This is a genomic window from Arcobacter thermotolerans (assembly GCF_983172305.1).
In genome coordinates this window covers 175,471-192,386 of the sequence record NZ_CFAFZJ010000001.1, presented here as the reverse complement: position 1 = coordinate 192,386, position 16,916 = coordinate 175,471, and the positions used below count along the sequence as shown (strand labels likewise).

Here is a 16,916-nt window from a genome sequence, read left to right as displayed (position 1 = left end):
TTATAAATTCTCTTTTGCATAAGTTAAAGCAGCAATTTTTGCCTCTTCAATTTTTGTTATATCTTTTCCACCAGCAGTAGCAAAATCAGGTCTTCCACCACCACCTCCACCAACGATTGGAGCGATATTTTTAATCCAATCACCAGCTTTAATATTTGTATTTTTACTTCCAGCAACGATTAAAACTTTGTCATCTTTTGCTTGTAAAAGTAAAATTGCTAATTTTTCGTTTGCATTTTTCATATCATCAACAATTTTCTTTAAATCACCATTTTCAATAACACAAACTACAACTTTTGTATCACCAATAATTTCTTCATTTATTGGAGCTTGAGTTTGATTTTGTGAATTTTGTATTTGATTTTTAAGCTCTTTTATCTCAGATTTGAGTTTTTTAACACCAGCAATTAAATCATTTGATTTAATCTCAGCTTGAAGTTCATTTAGTTTGTTTATCTGCTCTTTTGTATATTTAAATGCACTTGCTCCTACAACAGCCTCTATTCTTCTTATTCCTGCACTTACTCCAGACTCTTTTATGATATAAAAACTTCCAATATCTGCTGTATTTTTTACGTGAGTTCCTCCACAAAATTCAACAGAAACATCTTCACCAAAGCTAACTACTCTTACAACTTCACCATATTTTTCACCAAACATAGCAATTGCACCTTTTTTCTTTGCAATCTCTAAAGGTAACTCTTCAACTTGACCTTTTAATGATCGTGCAATCATAGAGTTAACTAAATCTTCAACTTCATTTATCTGCTCACTTGTTAAGGCTTTTGGGTATGTAAAGTCAAATCTTAGTTTATTTGCATCGTTAAATGATCCAGCTTGAGAAACACTATCTCCTAAAACCATTTTTAAAGCAGCTTGAAGTAAGTGAGTAGCACTATGATGTTTTGCAACCTCGTGTCTATTAATAACAACAGCTTCAATGTTTTGATTTTTATTTAATTTTGTATCTTTTACATCTACCTTTGATAAGTTAAGATTATGAAATTTTGAAGTCTCAAGTACTACTGCATTTTTTCCTTCAAATTCGATTGCTCCAATATCTCCATTTTGTCCACCACTAGTTGCATAAAAAGGAGTTTTATCTAAAAGTACCCAACCAATTTGATTTTCCAAAGTTTCTACTTCTTTAAAATTTTCATCAAGTAAAGCTAAAATTTTTGAATTAAAAGTAGTATTTGTATATCCAACAAACTCGTTTAAACCATATTTTTCAAGTAGAGTTTTAAAATCACCTTCATTTGAACTATCTCCACTACCTTTCCAAGCAGCTTTTGCCATAGTTTTTTGATTTGTCATAAGCTCTTCAAATTTATCTAAATCTACTTTTAGACCTTTGTCTTTTAGCATATCTTCTGTTAAATCAAGAGGGAATCCATAAGTGTCATATAGTTTAAATGCAACTTCTCCACTAAAAATATCTTTAGTATTTACTAACTCATCATTAAATAGTGTAATTCCTGCAGAAATTGTTTTGAAAAATCTCTCTTCTTCAAGTGTTAATTGCTCTTTTATATAGTTTGCATTCTCTTTTAATTCAACATAGTGTCCGCCCATAATATCAACCAACGTATCAACAAGTTGTGCCATAAATGGTTTTCTAAGACCTATTAAATAACCATGTCTAATAGCTCGTCTGAGAATTCTTCTTAAAACATAAGGTCTGCCTTCATTTCCAAAAAGTATCCCTTGAGATAGCATAAATGAAGTTGCTCTTAAGTGGTCCGCAATAACTCTATATGAGCCAATATTCTCTTTAGTAGCTTTTTTGTTTGCAATTTTTTCTAAAGTTTCAATGATAGGTTTAAAGTTTGAAGAGTCAAAATTATTAAATACACCCTCTTTTATTGCAATAACTCGCTCTAAACCCATTCCAGTGTCAATAGATGGTTTTGGAAGAGGAATTAGTTCACCTTCTTTTGTTCTTTCATATTGCATGAATACAAGATTCCAAATCTCTAAAAATCTATCACCATCTCCACCCATTTTATCTTCAGGGCTAGAAAAATGCTCTTCCCCTTGGTCATAAAAAATTTCACTACAAGGACCACAAGCACCTGTATCTCCCATTGACCAGAAATTATCTTTATCGCCAAATCTTAAAATTCTTGAAGAATCAATATGTTTTGTCCATATTTCGAAAGCTTCATCATCGCTTTCATGTACTGTAACCCAAAGTTTTTCTTTAGGTAAAGCAATATTTTTAGTAATAAATTCCCAAGCATAAGCAATAGCTTCTTCTTTGAAATAATCACCAAAAGAGAAGTTCCCAAGCATTTCAAAAAGTGTATGATGACGTGCTGTATAACCTACATTTTCAAGGTCATTGTGTTTTCCACCAGCTCTAATACAAAGTTGACATGATGTTGCACGAGGGTTTTGTGGAACTGGAATACTACCTGTGAAAATATCTTTAAATTGAACCATCCCTGCATTTGTAAACATCAAAGTAGGGTCATCTGGTACCAAAGGCATAGAAGAGATTACTTCATGACCTTTGCTTTTAAAAAACTCTAAATACTCTTTTCTTATATCCATTATACTATTTTCCATCTATAAAAATTTTTTACATTTTATCAAAAATATTATTTACTCTTGATTAGTAATCTTAGTAAAAAATATTAACAATAAAACAAAATTTAAGGTTTTTATAGATAAAATCTTTGAACTTTAATTGTAGATATACAAGAAAAGGTTTATATATGGTTTAAAAAATTAATAATAAGGATAAAAAAATGGGTAAATATATTGAATTAACATCAGCAAATTTTGATGCAACTACAAAAGAAGGTGTATCTTTAGTAGATTTTTGGGCTCCTTGGTGTGGTCCTTGTAGAATGATTGCTCCAGTTATTGATGAGTTAGCAGGAGATTTCGAAGGAAAAGCAAATATTTGTAAAGTAAATACAGATGAAGAGCAAGATTTAGCAGTAAAATATGGAATTAGATCAATTCCTACAATTATTTTTATGAAAAATGGAGAAGTTGTTGATCAGCTAATTGGTGCTACATCAAAACAAGCATTAACAGATAAAATAAACTCTTTATTATAATTTGAATTAAAATTTTAAAGGGGTTAAAGGAAGGTGTTTTGCATCTTCCTTTTTTTAATTTTAAACAATTTAAGATAGATATAAAATATTAAATGATAAAATTTTTCCTTAGTTTTGTTTGCACTTTTATTTTAGCTTACAAAATTTTTTAGTACCATTCTCTTTTAAGATGGGTTATGGTTAGATAATATAATTATAAATAAGGATTTAAAATGTTAGATTTAGCAATTATTGGAGGAGGACCAGCTGGTCTTACAGCAGGTTTATATGCTACTAGAGGTGGTTTGGCAAATGTTGTAATGTTTGAAATGGGAATGCCAGGTGGTCAAATTACAGGTTCAAGTGAGATAGAAAATTACCCAGGACAAGGGGCTGTTATGACAGGTATGGATTTAATGGCATCTTGGCCAGAACAGTGTCAAAAATTTGGATTAAAACATGAAATGGCACAAGTTGAAACTATTACAAAAAATGGTGATACATTTAAAATTTTAACAAATGACAATAGAGAGTTTGAAGCAAAAGCTGTTTTAATGGCAACAGGTTCAGTTCCAAGACGTGCTGGATTTAAAGGAGAAGATGAATTTTTTGGAAGAGGAGTTTCTACTTGTGCAACTTGTGATGGATTTTTCTATAGAGGAAAAGAAGTTGCAGTTATTGGTGGTGGAGATTCAGCTTTAGAAGAGGCATACTATTTATCAAAAATGTGTAAGAAAGTATATTTAGTACACAGACGTGATACATATAGAGCAGCTCCTAGTACAATAGCTCATATAAAAAATGCTGAAAATATTGAAGAAGTTACAAATGTTTTAGTTGAAGAAGTTTATGGTGATAACAGTGGAGTTTTAGGTCTTAAAGTAAAATGTAATAAAACAGGTGAAATAAGAGATTTACCAACTCCTGGAGTTTTTGTTTTTGTTGGAAGAAATGTATTAAATGCTCCACTAAAACAAGCTGATGGTTCATTTTTATGTGATGTGATAGAAAGTGGAGAAGTTGTTGTTGATTTAAAAATGAGAACAACTACGAAAGGTCTTTGGGCAGCTGGTGATATTAGAATTGATGCAGCTAAACAAGTTGTTTGTGCAGCAGCAGATGGTGCAACAGCAGCAGTTGATATAATTGAATATTTAGGATAAATAGATGATTAAAATAGGTATTTTGGGTAGTTCTGGAAGAGTTGGAAGTCTACTAATAGATGATTTAAAAAATGATAAAGAAGCAAAATTAGCTTGCGTTCATGTTTTTGATAAAATTGAAAAAATTTTACCAGAAGATACAGTTGTAACAAATGATATAAATATTTTATTTGAGCAAAGCGATGTAATTATTGATTTCTCAAGTCCAGTTGCAACGGAAGAGCTTTTAACTGCTGTTATTGAAGGTGGAAAAAGAAAAGCATTAGTAATTGCAACTACTGGATTAAGTAAACACCAGCAAAACTTACTTCTGGAAGCTAGCAAACTTGTACCTATTTTATATGCTACAAATATGAGTTTAGGAGTTGCAGTTTTAAATAAACTTGTAGCTCTTGCTTCTAAAACATTAAGAGATTTTGATATTGAAATTGTTGAACAACATCATAAACATAAGGTAGATGCTCCATCAGGAACTGCACTAACACTTGCTGAACATGCAGCAAGTGCAAGAGATTTGGATTTAGATGATGTTAGAATTTCTGGTCGAGATGGTCAAATTGGAGCTAGAACTAAGGATGAAATTGCAGTTATGGCTTTAAGAGGTGGAGATATAGTTGGAAGGCATACAGTTGGTTTATATAATGATGGAGAATTTTTAGAGTTAAATCATACAGCAACTGCTAGAAATACTTTTTCAAAAGGTGCGTTAAAAGTTGCAAAATGGCTTGTAAAAAAAGATGCAAATCTTTACTCAATCAATGATGCTTTAGGTCTATAATAAGGAAATCAACAATGTGTGCAATAGTAGGAATTTATGGAAATGATAATGCTGCAAGATTAGCTTCAATAGCTCTTTTTGCAATGCAACATAGAGGTCAAGAGGCAACTGGAATTTCATCATCTTGTGATGGTAAAATATATACAAAAAAAGATAGAGGTTTGGTTTCTGAAGTATTTAATGAAGAAGCATTAACTTACTTAAAAGGAAATATGGCAATTGGTCATAATCGTTATGCAACAGCTGGAAGTGATTCTGTTTTAGATGCTCAACCTGTTTATGCAAAATATAAATTAGGTCAAATATCAATCGTTCATAATGGTAATCTTATAAATAAAGATGAAGTAAGAAATGATTTGATAGATAAAGGTGCTATTTTTCAAACAGGAATGGATACGGAAAATCTTATTCATCTAATAGCAAAAAATACAAAAGATCATCTAAAAGATAGAATTATAGAGGCATTAAATAGAACTGTTGGTGCATATTGTTTTATAGTTCAAAGTAGAAGCAAACAGTTTGTAATAAGAGATAGATATGGAATTAGACCTCTGTCTTTAGGAAAATTAAAAAGTGGTGGATATATAGTTGCTAGTGAAACTTGTGCTTTTGATTTAGTTGGAGCCGAATTTATTAGAGATGTAAGACCTGGTGAGATGTTAATATTTAGTGAAGAAGATGATATTGAATCAGTTCAACTTTTTGAACCAGAATTTAGACCATGTGCATTTGAGTATGTATATTTTGCTAGACCAGATTCTGTAATTGATGGTAAAAATGTCTATACAACAAGAGAAAACATGGGTAAAGCTCTAGCTATTAATGATGCAAATAGCAAGATAAAATATGATATGGTTGTTCCTGTTCCAGATAGTGGAGTTCCTGCGGCTCTTGGTTATGCAGCTCAAAGTGGAATTCCTTTTAAATATGGAATTATTAGAAACCACTATATTGGAAGAACATTTATAGAACCAACTCAAGAGATGAGAAACTTAAAAGTTAAAATGAAACTAAGTCCTATGAGTTCAATTATTGCTGGAAAATCTTTACTTGTAATTGATGATTCAATTGTAAGAGGAACAACTTCGAAAAGAATAGTTAAAATGTTAAAAGAAGCAGGTGCAAAAGAGGTTCATTTTAGAGTTGCAAGTCCAGAGATAAAATTTCCTTGTTTTTATGGAATAGATACTCCTACAAAAGAGGAGTTAATATCAACTCAAATGACAAAAGATGAAGTTTGCAAATATATTGAAGCTGACAGTTTAGAGTATCTTTCAATAGATGATTTAGTAAATGCAATTGGAAATGATAGACACTATGCACTTGAAAGTTTTGATGGAGACTATTTCGTAAAAGCATAATGAGTAAAAATTTAAAAGAGGTATTGACTATTGGTCGATACTTCAAAAACAAATTTGGTGAAAAAGTATATAAAATCCCAATATCTATATCAGGTTTTACATGTCCAAATATAGATGGAACAAAAGCAAAAGGAGGCTGCTCTTTTTGTGAAAATGACTCTTTTAGCCCAAATCTACAAGAGAAAAAAACTAAATTTAAATTGAATCCAAATATTGAGCATAATCCATTTTTAGAAAACCAATTAAAACAACTTGAGATGCAGTTTATTGCAACAAAAAAAAGGTTAGAAAATAAATTTAAAGCAAAAAAATTTATAGTATATTTTCAATCTTTTACAAATACTTATGCAACTTTATCAACATTAAAATCTTTATATGAAAAAGCTCTTAGTTTTGATGATGTTATAGGACTTAGTATTGGTACAAGAACAGATTGTGTGACAGATGAAATTCTTGATTTTTTATATGAAAAATCTAAGCAAAAAGAGATTTGGATAGAGTATGGAATTCAAAGTTTTTTTCAAACAACATTAGATAAAATAAATCGTGCAGATGATGTTGAAAATATGAGATATTGGATAAGAAGAACGAAAGAAAAAGGCTTAAACGTTTGTGGACACTTGATTTATGGTTTACCAGATGAGAACCAAGAAATGATGTTAGAAACATTTAAACAAACTATTGATTTGAAAGTTGATAGTATTAAATTTCACCCACTTTATGTTGTAAAAAATACACTTCTTACAAATGAGTTTAAAAAAGGAAGATTTACTCCAATAAGTGAAGAGTTATATATAGATACGGTTGTAAAATCTATTGTTAATTTACCACAAAATGTATCGGTTCAAAGAGTAACAGCAGGAATAGACGATGATACACTTTTATCACCTTTATGGTGTAAAAATAAACACCAACAGATGAGAAATATAAGAGTTGCGCTAGAAGAGAAAGGGTTTATTTATTAATATATTATTTTATTTTTAATAAATAATCCACAACATTTTCTATAAAAGCGTCATGTTTTCTATCTTTTCTATATGCAATATATAGTTTTCTTAGCATTTTTTGATTGCCAATTCTTGATTCATATAAAGCACCTGACTTAAGTAGTGATTCAATAGCATTTCTTGAAACAATAGATACAGCAGGAGTTGCATTTTTATCAGAGTGTAAAACAGTTTGAACAATAGTTGTAGCACTTGTAACTTCACTTGTAACTTCAAATGTATCGCAGTCAGGATAGTTTGCTTTTTCAAGACACTCTTTAAAAATTGACCCTGTATTTGACTCAGGATTTCTACAAATCCATTTGTAAGATAATAAATCTTCAGGTTTTGCACGTGCTGGAAGCTTTTGGTTTGAGAATATTACTATTTCATCTTCCATCCACTCTCTATAAATAATCTCATCGTTTGCAATATAGTTTTCAACAAGTGCAATATCTATTTTTTTATCTAGTAAATCTTCTATTGCTTCATGTGAAACAGATACATTTATTGATACATCATTATGAATATTCTCTTTAAGATTATTCAAAAACCTAGGAAGAATATAATTTCCTATTATAAAACTAGCACCAAAAACAAAAGTTGTATTTTTATTCATTATTTTTAAAAGTTCTTTTTCGGCACTATTAACGCACTTTTCAATTTTTAAAGCAATTCCATGAAGAATTTGACCCTCTTTTGTTAGTTTAATACCATTTTTTTTTCTATCAACAATTTGAACATCTAGATAATCCTCTATAAACTTCATTTGTTGAGTAACAGCTGGTTGAGAAATACCTAGTTTAGCGGATGCTTTTGAAAAAGACTTCTCTCTTACAACAGTTAAAAAAGTCTCTAATTTAGCAAAATCATTGAGCATTAAATTCTCCAAAAATAAATTAACAAAATGATAACATTTATTTATATATAGAATAATTAAGAGATATAATATTTTTATAAATTTTATGGTATAATCTAAACTATTGGAGAAAAAATGTCTGAAAATTTATTAATATCACTAAACAATTCACAAAAAAGTGCCGCACAACATATCGATGGTCCTTTGTTGATTTTAGCAGGTGCTGGAAGTGGAAAAACAAAAACAATTACAACTAGACTGGCCTATTTAATATCGATTGGAATAGATCCAAAAACTATTTTAACGCTTACTTTTACAAATAAAGCTGCAAATGAGATGCGAGACAGAGCTTTTTCTCTTTTAGACACAAATAGTTTAAATACACCTCCACTTTTATGTACATTTCACAAATTTGGACTTCTTTTTTTAAAATTTTATATAAGTGAATTAAATAGAAAGAATAATTTTATAATAATTGATAGTGATGACAAAAGAAGAGTTTTAAAATCAATAAATAAAGAGATACCAACAGCACTTTTAGTAAGTGAAGTTTCAAAATATAAAAACTCTATTATGACTCCAATTGAAGTAAAATCCCAAGCTCAAGGGAAACTTTATACTGAAATTGCAGATATTTACGAAAAATATGAAGAGCATTTGTTAAAAAATAATCTTGTAGATTTTGATGATTTACTTCTTTTGCCTTATAAAATTTTAAAGAATAATCAAAAATTAGCAGAATCTACAAGTCAAAAGTATCAATATATTATGGTAGATGAGTATCAAGATACAAATGAGCTTCAATATAGACTTTTAAGGCTTCTTTGCTCAAACCATGATAATCTTTGTGTTGTTGGAGATGATGATCAAAGTATTTATGGATGGCGAGGGGCAACAATTAAAAATATTTTGAATTTTAATGAACATTTTAAAAGAGCAACTATTGTTAAACTTGAAGAAAATTATAGATCAACTGATACTATTTTACACCATGCAAATGCTTTAATTGAGCACAATAGAGATAGATTAGGTAAAAAACTTGTAGGTACAAAAGATAAAGGTAGTTCAATAAAAGTTTATGAATCTCACGATGAAAATGAAGAGACAAGAAAAATAGTAGATGATATAAAAAAATTGTTACAATCAGATGAAAAAGCTAAAGATATTGCAATTTTATTTAGAGTAAATGCTCTTAGTCGTTCTTTAGAAGAGGGATTTAATAAAGCAGGGCTTAATTATAAACTTGTTGGTGGAATGAAATTTTATGAAAGAACAGAGATAAAAGATTTAATAGCATATTTTAGAATTTTAACAAACTTAAGTGATAATTTTTCTATAAAAAGAGTTATAAATAAACCAAAAAGAGGAATAGGGGCAACTACTATTGATAAACTTGAAGAGAAAGCAAATGAGTTAAATAGTTCTATTTTTGATATGATCCAAAATTTAAATGCTGATGAATTAAGTGCAATTGTTGGTAAGAAAAATGCAAGAACTATAAAAGTTTTTGAAGCATCAATTTTGGATTTAAGAGAGCTTATGAATCAGTCAAAAATGAGACTTTTAGATAGTTTTGAAGAGACTTTTGATTATAGAGCTTCTTATGATAATCTTCCAGATGGTTTTGAAAGACAAGCAAATATAGATGAATTTTATGGATATATAAGAGATTTTTTCTTACAAAATCCACACTTAGATTTAAAAGATTTTTTAAATGAAATAGCATTAGAAAATCAAAATGATGAATATAGTAACGATGCTATTTCTATGATGAGTATTCACTCTTCAAAAGGTTTAGAGTTTAAACATCTGTTTATTATTGGACTTGAAGAGGGATTTTTTCCAATTATTGGAGATGGCACAGATTTGGAAGAAGAGAGACGATTAGGATATGTTGCATTTACAAGAGCTATGGATAATTTAACTCTATCTTTTGTACATTCAAGATTTTATAAAGGTAAAAGAACTCAATTAAATAAAAGTAGATTTTTGGTTGAAAGTGGTTTAGTAAAAGGGAGTTTAGTTATAGAAAAAACTTCTGGATTTAAAAAAGGTGATATGGTAAGCCATAAAATTTTTGGACAAGGAAGAGTTGAAAAAGCTGTAAATGCTGGAAAAGATTATAAGCTTACTATAAATTTTGGTGGACAAAAAAGAGATATTTTGTCATCTTTTGTAGAGAAAAACTAAAGGTAAAATTTGCAAAAAAGAGTTTATGAAAAAGGTGAAATAAATAAGCTTTTTGTTGTAAATAAACCAATGTTTATTAGTTCAAATTTTTATTTAAATAGATTTAAAAGAGCTTATAAAAATAAAAAAGCTGGATTTAGTGGAACTCTTGATCCTTTTGCAAAAGGTTGTTTGATCGTTGCATTTGGACAATACGCAAAGCTTTTTAAATATTTAGAAAAAACTCCAAAAGTTTATAAAGCTGTTATTTGGCTTGGAGTTACTTCTGAATCTTTAGACATTGAGAGAATTCAAGATATAGTAATTAAAGAAAAACTAGAAGCTGATTTTATAAAAAAAGAGATTGAAAAATTAAAAGGCGAAATAGAGTATATACCTCCAAAATTTTCAGCTAAAAGAGTAAATGGGCAAAAAGCTTATGAAATTGCAAGAGAAGGATTAGAATTTGAGCTAAAAAGCTCAATTATGAATGTATTTGATATAAAATTTATTAGATACAATCATCCCTTTATAAGTTTTGAAGTAAAAGTTAGTGAAGGTTCATACATTCGTTCTTTAGCACAAATATTTTTAAAAAATATAGCTTGCGTTGGAACTTTGAGTTATCTTGAAAGAGTTAGTGAAGGAAAATTTTATTTTGAAAATCACAAAGAGTTAAATCCACTTGATTTTATAGATTTACCAAAAAATAACTATACTGGAACAAAAGAGTGGTTGGAAGTTGGTAAAAGAATTTCAAAAGATTACTTGAGTATAAAAGAGAATGGAAAATATATCATAGAGCTTGATACCTTTTTTTCTATTATAGAAATAATAGATGGTGAAGTTAAATATTTATTAAATAAAGTTTCAAAAATAGAGGCAAAAAATGACTAAAAAATCATATGCAAAGGTAAATATTTTTTTAAAAATTGTTGGAATAAGAGAAAATTACCACCTAATAGCTTCAAGATTTGTAAGAGTAAAAAATCTTTTTGATACTATTAGTTTTATAAAAAAAGATGTTGATAATTTTTCAATAGAGGGAAATTTCTCATGTGTTTTAGAAAAAAATACAGTTTATAAAGCTTATAAAGAACTTGAAAAATTTGATGAAGTAAAAGAGTTTTTTAAAAAAAATATTGTAAAAATAGATAAAAATATTCCAGAATTTGCAGGACTTGGTGGTGGAAGTTCAAATTGTGCTACTTTTTTAAATATGGTAAATCAAGCTTGCAATTTGAATTTAAATAAAGAAGAATTAGCAAAAATTGGCTCAAATATTGGAGCAGATGTACCATTTTTTGTATATGAATTTGATAGTGCAAATGTTAGTGGAATTGGTGAAATTGTTGAAGAGTTTAAAGAAGAGTTAATTAATATTGAAGTTATTACACCAAAAATTGCTTGTGATACAGGAAAAATATATAAAAACTTTAGAGAAAAATTTTATAAAGAAGAAAATATCCAAAAAGTCCAAGATGATGTTAAAGAGCTTTTTGCTACAAATTCAAAAGATATTTTAGAAAAATTTAGTATAAATGAAGCAAATGATTTATATTTTCCAGCTTTGGATTTAAATAGCGATTTAAAGAAATTTGAAAAAGATAATTGGTTTTTTAGTGGAAGTGGAAGCTCATTTTTCAAAATTTTATAAGGAAATTATGTGGCAAAAAAAGAGATAAAAAAGAATTTAGTATTTAAAAATAAAAAAGCATTTCATGATTTTACAATTTTAGATAGCCTTGAAGCTGGAATTATGCTTGAAGGAAGTGAAGTAAAAGCTATACGTGAAGGAAGAGTAAACTTAAAAGATAGTTTTGTACGAATAATTAAAGGGGAAGTTTTTCTTTTAAATGCACATATATCACATTTAAGTACAACTCATAGTACATACAGACCAGATGAAAGAAGATCAAGAAAACTGCTTTTACATTCAAAACAAATAGCAAAAATGTACTCAAAAGTAACAAAAGATGGAATAACTCTTGTTTGTACAAAATTATATTTCAATGACAAAAATATGGTAAAAGTTGAAGTTGCAACTGCCCAAGGGAGAAAGCTTCATGACAAAAGAGAAGTTTTAAAAGAAAAAACTCTAAAAAGAGAGAGTGAACAAGCTGTAAAATCTTATAAATAAGATAATTTTTATCTTGATTTTTTTTGTTAAAAATCTTTATAAATAGAGCTAATTTGTTAATTAATTGTTAATTTTTTTGTTTAGTTTAAGTTTTTCTTCGATACTATTTTGGCTAATGAGTGACATTTTGTGACTTGTATATAAATTTTGTAGGAGGAAATTGATGCAAAACAGTGCACAAATTGAGTATGACTACTCTGTTGCTAAGTGTTTTACATTTACAACAATCTTGTTTGGTATCATTGGTATGACAATTGGTGTTGTACTTGCTTTTCAATTAGCTTTTCCAGAGCTAAATTACTTAGCAGGAGAGTATGGAACTTTCAGTAGATTAAGACCATTGCACACAAATGGTGTTGCTTTTGGATTTACACTAAGTGGAGTTTTTGCTGGTTGGTATTATATATCTCAAAGGGTTTTAAAAGTTTCATTAAAAGAGTCACCTTTTTTAATGGTAGTTGCAAAACTTCATTTCTGGGTATATTTTATAACTATTCTATTAGCTGTAGTTACTCTATTTATGGGTATTACAACTTCAAAAGAGTATGCAGAACTTGAGTGGCCACTAGATATACTAGTTGTTGTTTTCTGGGTTTTATGGGGTATTTCAGTATTTGGTATTATTGGAATTAGAAGAGAAAGAACATTATATATTTCAATTTGGTATTTTATTGCTACATTTATAGCTGTTGCAATGCTTTATTTATTTAATAATATGGAAGTTCCAACTGCGCTTGTAAGTGGATATGGTTCTTGGATACACTCTGTTTCTATGTATGCTGGTACAAATGATGCTATTATTCAATGGTGGTATGGACATAATGCTGTTGCATTCGTATTTACTACACCTATTATTGCATTGATTTACTACTTCTTACCAAAAGAATCAGGTCAAAATATCTATTCATATAAACTATCAATCTTAGCATTCTGGGGATTGTTATTTGTTTATTTATGGGCTGGTGGGCACCACTTAATTTATAGTACTGTTCCAGATTGGATGCAAACTATGGGTTCTGTTATGTCTGTTGTTTTAATTTTACCATCTTGGGGATCTGCAATTAATATGCTTTTAACTATGAAAGGTGAGTGGAATCAGTTACAATCTAACACTGTAATTAAATTTATGGTTTTAGCTTCAACATTCTATATGTTAACAACACTTGAAGGACCAATTCAATCTATTAAATCTGTTAATGCTATTGCACACTTTACAGACTGGATTCCAGGGCATGTTCATGATGCAGTTTTAGGATGGTTAGTATTTATGATTATGGCTGCATTATTCCATATGGTTCCTAGAATGTTCAAAAGAGAAATATATTCAAAATCATTGATGGAGACACAATTCTGGTTACAAACAGTTGGAATTATTTTATACTTTACATCTATGTGGATTGCAGGTATTACTCAAGGTATGATGTGGAGAGCTTATGATGAGTATGGTTCATTAGTTTACTCATTTATTGATACAGTTACAGTGTTACATCCATACTATACAATTAGAGCTGTTGGTGGTTTAATGTACTTAATCGGATTCTTTATGTTTGCTTATAACATCTACAAAACAGTTAGATGTGGTAGAGTACTTGATAAAGAACCAGCTAATGCAACTCCAGTAGCTGCTTAAGAAAGGGGAAAATATGTTTCATTGGTTAGAACAAAGACCGTTTTTCTTTGCGGTAATGGTATTTATATTCGTTTCATTCGCAGGTGTGATTGAAGCGATTCCAGATTTTGCAAAACAAGCAAGACCAACAGTTGGTACAAAACCTTATACATTGTTGGAATTAACAGGAAGACATGTTTATATTAAAGATTCTTGTAATGCATGTCATTCACAGTTAGTAAGACCATTTAAATCAGAGACTGATAGATATGGTATGTACTCTTTAAGTGGTGAGTATGCTTATGATAGACCATTTTTATGGGGATCAAAAAGAACTGGTCCAGACTTAATGAGAGTTGGAAATTACAGAACTACAGATTGGCATGAAAACCATATGAGAGATCCAAAAGCAGTTGTTCCAGGAAGTATTATGCCTGCATATGAGCACCATTTTACTAATATTGCTGACATAGAGACTGCATATGCGGAAGCTTATACTGTAAAAACAGTATTTAACACTCCATATGATCAAGAAGGTATGCCAAAACTGGGAACTTGGGAAGAGGCAAAAGCTGCTGCACTTTTAGAAGCAAAAGCTATTGCTGCTGATATGAAAGATGAGAAGGTTAAACAAGCTGTTGCAAATGGTGAAGTTCCTGAAATTGTTGCATTAATTGCATATTTAAATTCTTTAAAATAGAGGTTCATTATGGATTATGAAACACTGATGACATTTCAAGGTTATGCAAAGTTCTTTTTAATATTAATAGTATTTATATTATTTTACTCTTATGCTTTTTCATTGTATAGAAGACAAAAAAAAGGTGAAAGAGATTTTGAAAAGTATTCTAAGCTTGTACATGATGACTCAAGTGTTTCTGTTCCTCTTGAAGAAAGAAATACTAAAAAAGTTATAGGTAATAAGGAGAAATAAGATGAAATCTATGGTTATAGGTGGAATAATTCTTATCATCGCATTAATGGCAGGAACTTACTTTGTTGCAGGTGATGCTTTTAATACAGATGATTACATCAATGCATTAACATTTTTGGGAGCAGCTGCTATTATTACAATTAGTACGTTTGTTGTTTTAAAATATATTAATCAGATGAAGAATGATACAGCAAGTGGTGAACTAGCTGATGAAAATTGGGATGGAATTGGTGAGTATAAAAATGCAGTTCCGACAGGTTGGGCTATAGCATATATTGGTGTTATTATTTGGATGTTTTGGTATTTCACAGTTGGTTATCCAATTAATGGGTTCTCTCAAATTGGTCAATGGAATGAAGAGACAAATGAGTATAATGCAAAGTTTGAAAGCAAATGGCAAAATCCAAATGAGCAAACTCTAAACGCAATGGGACAGTCTATATTCTTAGTACAATGTGCACCTTGTCATGGAGTTGATGCAGAAGGAATTGCAGGAAAAGCTCAAGATTTAACAAAAAGAATTAGTAAAGAACAAGTTGAATATGTAATTAGAAATGGTGCAAATAATTTAACTGAAGCTTATCCAGGTGGAATGCCTCCAATGATGCTTAGCGAAGATGCTGATATTAAAGAAGTTTCTGCATATGTAGCAAATGGATTTAAAGGAGAGCAACCAGCTGCTTATGCAACTTGTGCAACTTGTCATGGTGATAATGGAGAAGGAATGCCAATGGTAGGTCCAAATATTAAATCTTATGATGATTCTATTGTAATAGCTGTTTTAAAACAAGGTAAAAAAGGTCTTTTAGGTCATATGCCAAGCTTTAACGAAAGATTAAATGAGACTCAAGAGAAAGCTTTAGCTTCATATATTAGAAGTTTAGGAGATAAGTAATGGCAAATAATACACAAATGAATGAAAATGAAAGAGGAATTTTTAAATTACACGGCATAACAGGAATGTTAATAGCTGTTGTTTTACTTTTAACAATTCTTGCAGTATTAGTTTTTAATGGTGTTTTAGTTCAGCAAAGAGAAGCTTCTAATGCTTATCAAATTAATCAAGACTTAAATGCTTTAAAAGCCAATAGTCCTGATAACTATAAACATTACCAATTAATTGGTAATGGTAAATAAGGAGTCAAGTATGGACAGATTAATTACTATTTTGCTTTTGGTTTCGGCTCTTATGACGATTTATTATGCATTTTTTGACCAAGCAAAAGTATTTGTTGGTTAAATGAAAAATTTTAATTCTTTAAAAGTAGGGGTGATTTTTTCACTTCTACTTTTTTTATATACAAACGGTTTTGCACAAAATTTTATATTAAAAGATGATTTAATAGATAATAGAGCAAAAGATAAGATTGTTGAGATTGGTAATGAAGTTAAGACTAAAACAGGTGTAAATGTTTATGTTTATTCAACTTCTAGTTTTAATTTAGATAAAGATATATCTACAAAAGATAAAATAGACTATATAAAAAATTATGAATTAGATATTTTAAAAAATCTTGAAACCCCTTATGTGATAATAACAATTTCACTTGAAGATACTCATGTGAATTTATACTACAGTGACACTTTAGAAAAAATAATAGATAAAAATGAAATTCTTGATGATTATGTTGTGCCTTTGTTGGCATCAAAAGATAAAAATACAGTTGGTTCTAAAGTAAGTGCTTCTGTATTAAATGGTTATGCTGCAGTAGCTGATAAATTAGCAGATTCAAAAAATATTGAACTTGAGAGTAATATTGGTAATCAAGGAAGAGTTGCTAGTACGATCTGGAGAGTATTTATATATTTTGTATTATTGTCTGCTCTTTTAGCATATATTTATGCAATTTTACGAAAGAGAAAATAG

Annotated in this window: 17 protein-coding genes; 15 read left to right on the top strand and 2 right to left on the bottom strand. The window is 29.4% G+C overall.

The genetic code is table 11. From position 1 onward, the window contains the following. Positions 1 to 2,556, bottom strand: coding sequence for an alanine--tRNA ligase (gene alaS / locus AC5LG6_RS01040; protein WP_498585522.1), 2,556 nt, complete (start codon positions 2,554 to 2,556; stop codon positions 1 to 3). Positions 2,557 to 2,753: 197 nt separating this feature from the next. Between alaS and trxA the strand changes: the two genes are divergently transcribed. The 5 genes from trxA (at position 2,754) to mnmL (ending at position 7,317) form a co-directional block, all read left to right on the top strand. Then, positions 2,754 to 3,071, top strand: a complete 318-nt coding sequence (gene trxA, locus AC5LG6_RS01035; RefSeq protein WP_066157896.1) for a thioredoxin — start codon at positions 2,754 to 2,756, stop codon at positions 3,069 to 3,071. 212 nt (positions 3,072 to 3,283) lie between these two features. Next, positions 3,284 to 4,213 (top strand): thioredoxin-disulfide reductase, encoded by a 930-nt coding sequence (gene trxB, locus AC5LG6_RS01030; protein WP_066405289.1) that lies wholly within the window; start codon positions 3,284 to 3,286, stop codon positions 4,211 to 4,213. A 4-nt stretch (positions 4,214 to 4,217) separates the two neighbouring features. Next, the gene (gene dapB, locus AC5LG6_RS01025; protein WP_081560512.1) at positions 4,218 to 4,991 is read left to right on the top strand and encodes a 4-hydroxy-tetrahydrodipicolinate reductase; all 774 of its coding nucleotides are present in this window, start codon (positions 4,218 to 4,220) and stop codon (positions 4,989 to 4,991) included. 14 nt (positions 4,992 to 5,005) lie between these two features. Beyond that, the gene (purF, locus tag AC5LG6_RS01020; RefSeq protein ID WP_419233954.1) at positions 5,006 to 6,352 is read left to right on the top strand and encodes an amidophosphoribosyltransferase; all 1,347 of its coding nucleotides are present in this window, start codon (positions 5,006 to 5,008) and stop codon (positions 6,350 to 6,352) included. Beyond that, on the top strand, positions 6,352 to 7,317 hold the full coding sequence (mnmL, locus tag AC5LG6_RS01015; protein ID WP_498585471.1) for a tRNA modification radical SAM protein MnmL/YtqA: 966 nt from the start codon (positions 6,352 to 6,354) through the stop codon (positions 7,315 to 7,317). Before purF ends, mnmL begins: the two co-directional genes overlap by 1 nt. 4 nt (positions 7,318 to 7,321) lie before the next feature. Here mnmL and AC5LG6_RS01010 read toward each other — a convergent pair whose 3' ends face one another. Beyond that, the gene (locus AC5LG6_RS01010) at positions 7,322 to 8,218 is read right to left on the bottom strand and encodes a LysR substrate-binding domain-containing protein (protein ID WP_066157879.1); all 897 of its coding nucleotides are present in this window, start codon (positions 8,216 to 8,218) and stop codon (positions 7,322 to 7,324) included. A 114-nt stretch (positions 8,219 to 8,332) separates the two neighbouring features. Between AC5LG6_RS01010 and AC5LG6_RS01005 the strand changes: the two genes are divergently transcribed. The 10 genes from AC5LG6_RS01005 to AC5LG6_RS00960 all read left to right on the top strand — a co-directional run bounded on the left by AC5LG6_RS01005 (position 8,333) and on the right by AC5LG6_RS00960 (position 16,916). Then, complete coding sequence (locus AC5LG6_RS01005) at positions 8,333 to 10,387, top strand: ATP-dependent helicase (RefSeq protein ID WP_498585470.1); 2,055 nt, start codon at positions 8,333 to 8,335, stop codon at positions 10,385 to 10,387. Between the two features lie 9 nt (positions 10,388 to 10,396). Next, complete coding sequence (truB, locus tag AC5LG6_RS01000; protein ID WP_498585469.1) at positions 10,397 to 11,263, top strand: tRNA pseudouridine(55) synthase TruB; 867 nt, start codon at positions 10,397 to 10,399, stop codon at positions 11,261 to 11,263. Then, entirely contained in the window at positions 11,256 to 12,023 is a 768-nt protein-coding gene (locus tag AC5LG6_RS00995) for a 4-(cytidine 5'-diphospho)-2-C-methyl-D-erythritol kinase (protein ID WP_498585468.1), read from the top strand. The genes truB and AC5LG6_RS00995 overlap by 8 nt, the downstream gene beginning before the upstream one ends. 24 nt (positions 12,024 to 12,047) lie before the next feature. Continuing rightward, positions 12,048 to 12,506: an SsrA-binding protein SmpB gene (gene smpB / locus AC5LG6_RS00990; protein WP_066166436.1), complete on the top strand. Its 459-nt coding sequence runs from the start codon at positions 12,048 to 12,050 to the stop codon at positions 12,504 to 12,506. A 163-nt stretch (positions 12,507 to 12,669) separates the two neighbouring features. After that, positions 12,670 to 14,136 (top strand): cytochrome-c oxidase, cbb3-type subunit I, encoded by a 1,467-nt coding sequence (ccoN, locus tag AC5LG6_RS00985; RefSeq protein WP_066157869.1) that lies wholly within the window; start codon positions 12,670 to 12,672, stop codon positions 14,134 to 14,136. 13 nt (positions 14,137 to 14,149) lie between these two features. Beyond that, positions 14,150 to 14,815, top strand: a complete 666-nt coding sequence (ccoO, locus tag AC5LG6_RS00980) for a cytochrome-c oxidase, cbb3-type subunit II (protein ID WP_066222199.1) — start codon at positions 14,150 to 14,152, stop codon at positions 14,813 to 14,815. Between the two features lie 9 nt (positions 14,816 to 14,824). Next, positions 14,825 to 15,049, top strand: coding sequence for a CcoQ/FixQ family Cbb3-type cytochrome c oxidase assembly chaperone (locus AC5LG6_RS00975; RefSeq protein WP_066360145.1), 225 nt, complete (start codon positions 14,825 to 14,827; stop codon positions 15,047 to 15,049). A 1-nt stretch (position 15,050) separates the two neighbouring features. Further along, positions 15,051 to 15,944: a c-type cytochrome gene (locus tag AC5LG6_RS00970; RefSeq protein ID WP_141051809.1), complete on the top strand. Its 894-nt coding sequence runs from the start codon at positions 15,051 to 15,053 to the stop codon at positions 15,942 to 15,944. Further along, positions 15,944 to 16,186: a DUF4006 family protein gene (locus tag AC5LG6_RS00965; protein ID WP_081560960.1), complete on the top strand. Its 243-nt coding sequence runs from the start codon at positions 15,944 to 15,946 to the stop codon at positions 16,184 to 16,186. The genes AC5LG6_RS00970 and AC5LG6_RS00965 overlap by 1 nt, the downstream gene beginning before the upstream one ends. A gap of 103 nt (positions 16,187 to 16,289) precedes the next feature. After that, positions 16,290 to 16,916, top strand: coding sequence for a hypothetical protein (locus tag AC5LG6_RS00960; protein WP_498585467.1), 627 nt, complete (start codon positions 16,290 to 16,292; stop codon positions 16,914 to 16,916).

Bases quoted from the DNA above. Each gene is read 5' to 3' on its own strand.
- alaS (WP_498585522.1), bottom strand. From the start codon at position 2,556: ATGGATATAAGAAAAGAGTATTTAGAGTTTTTTAAAAGCAAAGGTCAT.
- trxA (WP_066157896.1), top strand. From the start codon at position 2,754: ATGGGTAAATATATTGAATTAACATCAGCAAATTTTGATGCAACTACA.
- trxB (WP_066405289.1), top strand. From the start codon at position 3,284: ATGTTAGATTTAGCAATTATTGGAGGAGGACCAGCTGGTCTTACAGCA.
- dapB (WP_081560512.1), top strand. From the start codon at position 4,218: ATGATTAAAATAGGTATTTTGGGTAGTTCTGGAAGAGTTGGAAGTCTA.
- purF (WP_419233954.1), top strand. From the start codon at position 5,006: ATGTGTGCAATAGTAGGAATTTATGGAAATGATAATGCTGCAAGATTA.
- mnmL (WP_498585471.1), top strand. From the start codon at position 6,352: ATGAGTAAAAATTTAAAAGAGGTATTGACTATTGGTCGATACTTCAAA.
- AC5LG6_RS01010 (WP_066157879.1), bottom strand. From the start codon at position 8,218: ATGCTCAATGATTTTGCTAAATTAGAGACTTTTTTAACTGTTGTAAGA.
- AC5LG6_RS01005 (WP_498585470.1), top strand. From the start codon at position 8,333: ATGTCTGAAAATTTATTAATATCACTAAACAATTCACAAAAAAGTGCC.
- AC5LG6_RS00995 (WP_498585468.1), top strand. From the start codon at position 11,256: ATGACTAAAAAATCATATGCAAAGGTAAATATTTTTTTAAAAATTGTT.
- ccoN (WP_066157869.1), top strand. From the start codon at position 12,670: ATGCAAAACAGTGCACAAATTGAGTATGACTACTCTGTTGCTAAGTGT.
- ccoO (WP_066222199.1), top strand. From the start codon at position 14,150: ATGTTTCATTGGTTAGAACAAAGACCGTTTTTCTTTGCGGTAATGGTA.
- AC5LG6_RS00975 (WP_066360145.1), top strand. From the start codon at position 14,825: ATGGATTATGAAACACTGATGACATTTCAAGGTTATGCAAAGTTCTTT.
- AC5LG6_RS00970 (WP_141051809.1), top strand. From the start codon at position 15,051: ATGAAATCTATGGTTATAGGTGGAATAATTCTTATCATCGCATTAATG.
- AC5LG6_RS00965 (WP_081560960.1), top strand. From the start codon at position 15,944: ATGGCAAATAATACACAAATGAATGAAAATGAAAGAGGAATTTTTAAA.
- AC5LG6_RS00960 (WP_498585467.1), top strand. From the start codon at position 16,290: ATGAAAAATTTTAATTCTTTAAAAGTAGGGGTGATTTTTTCACTTCTA.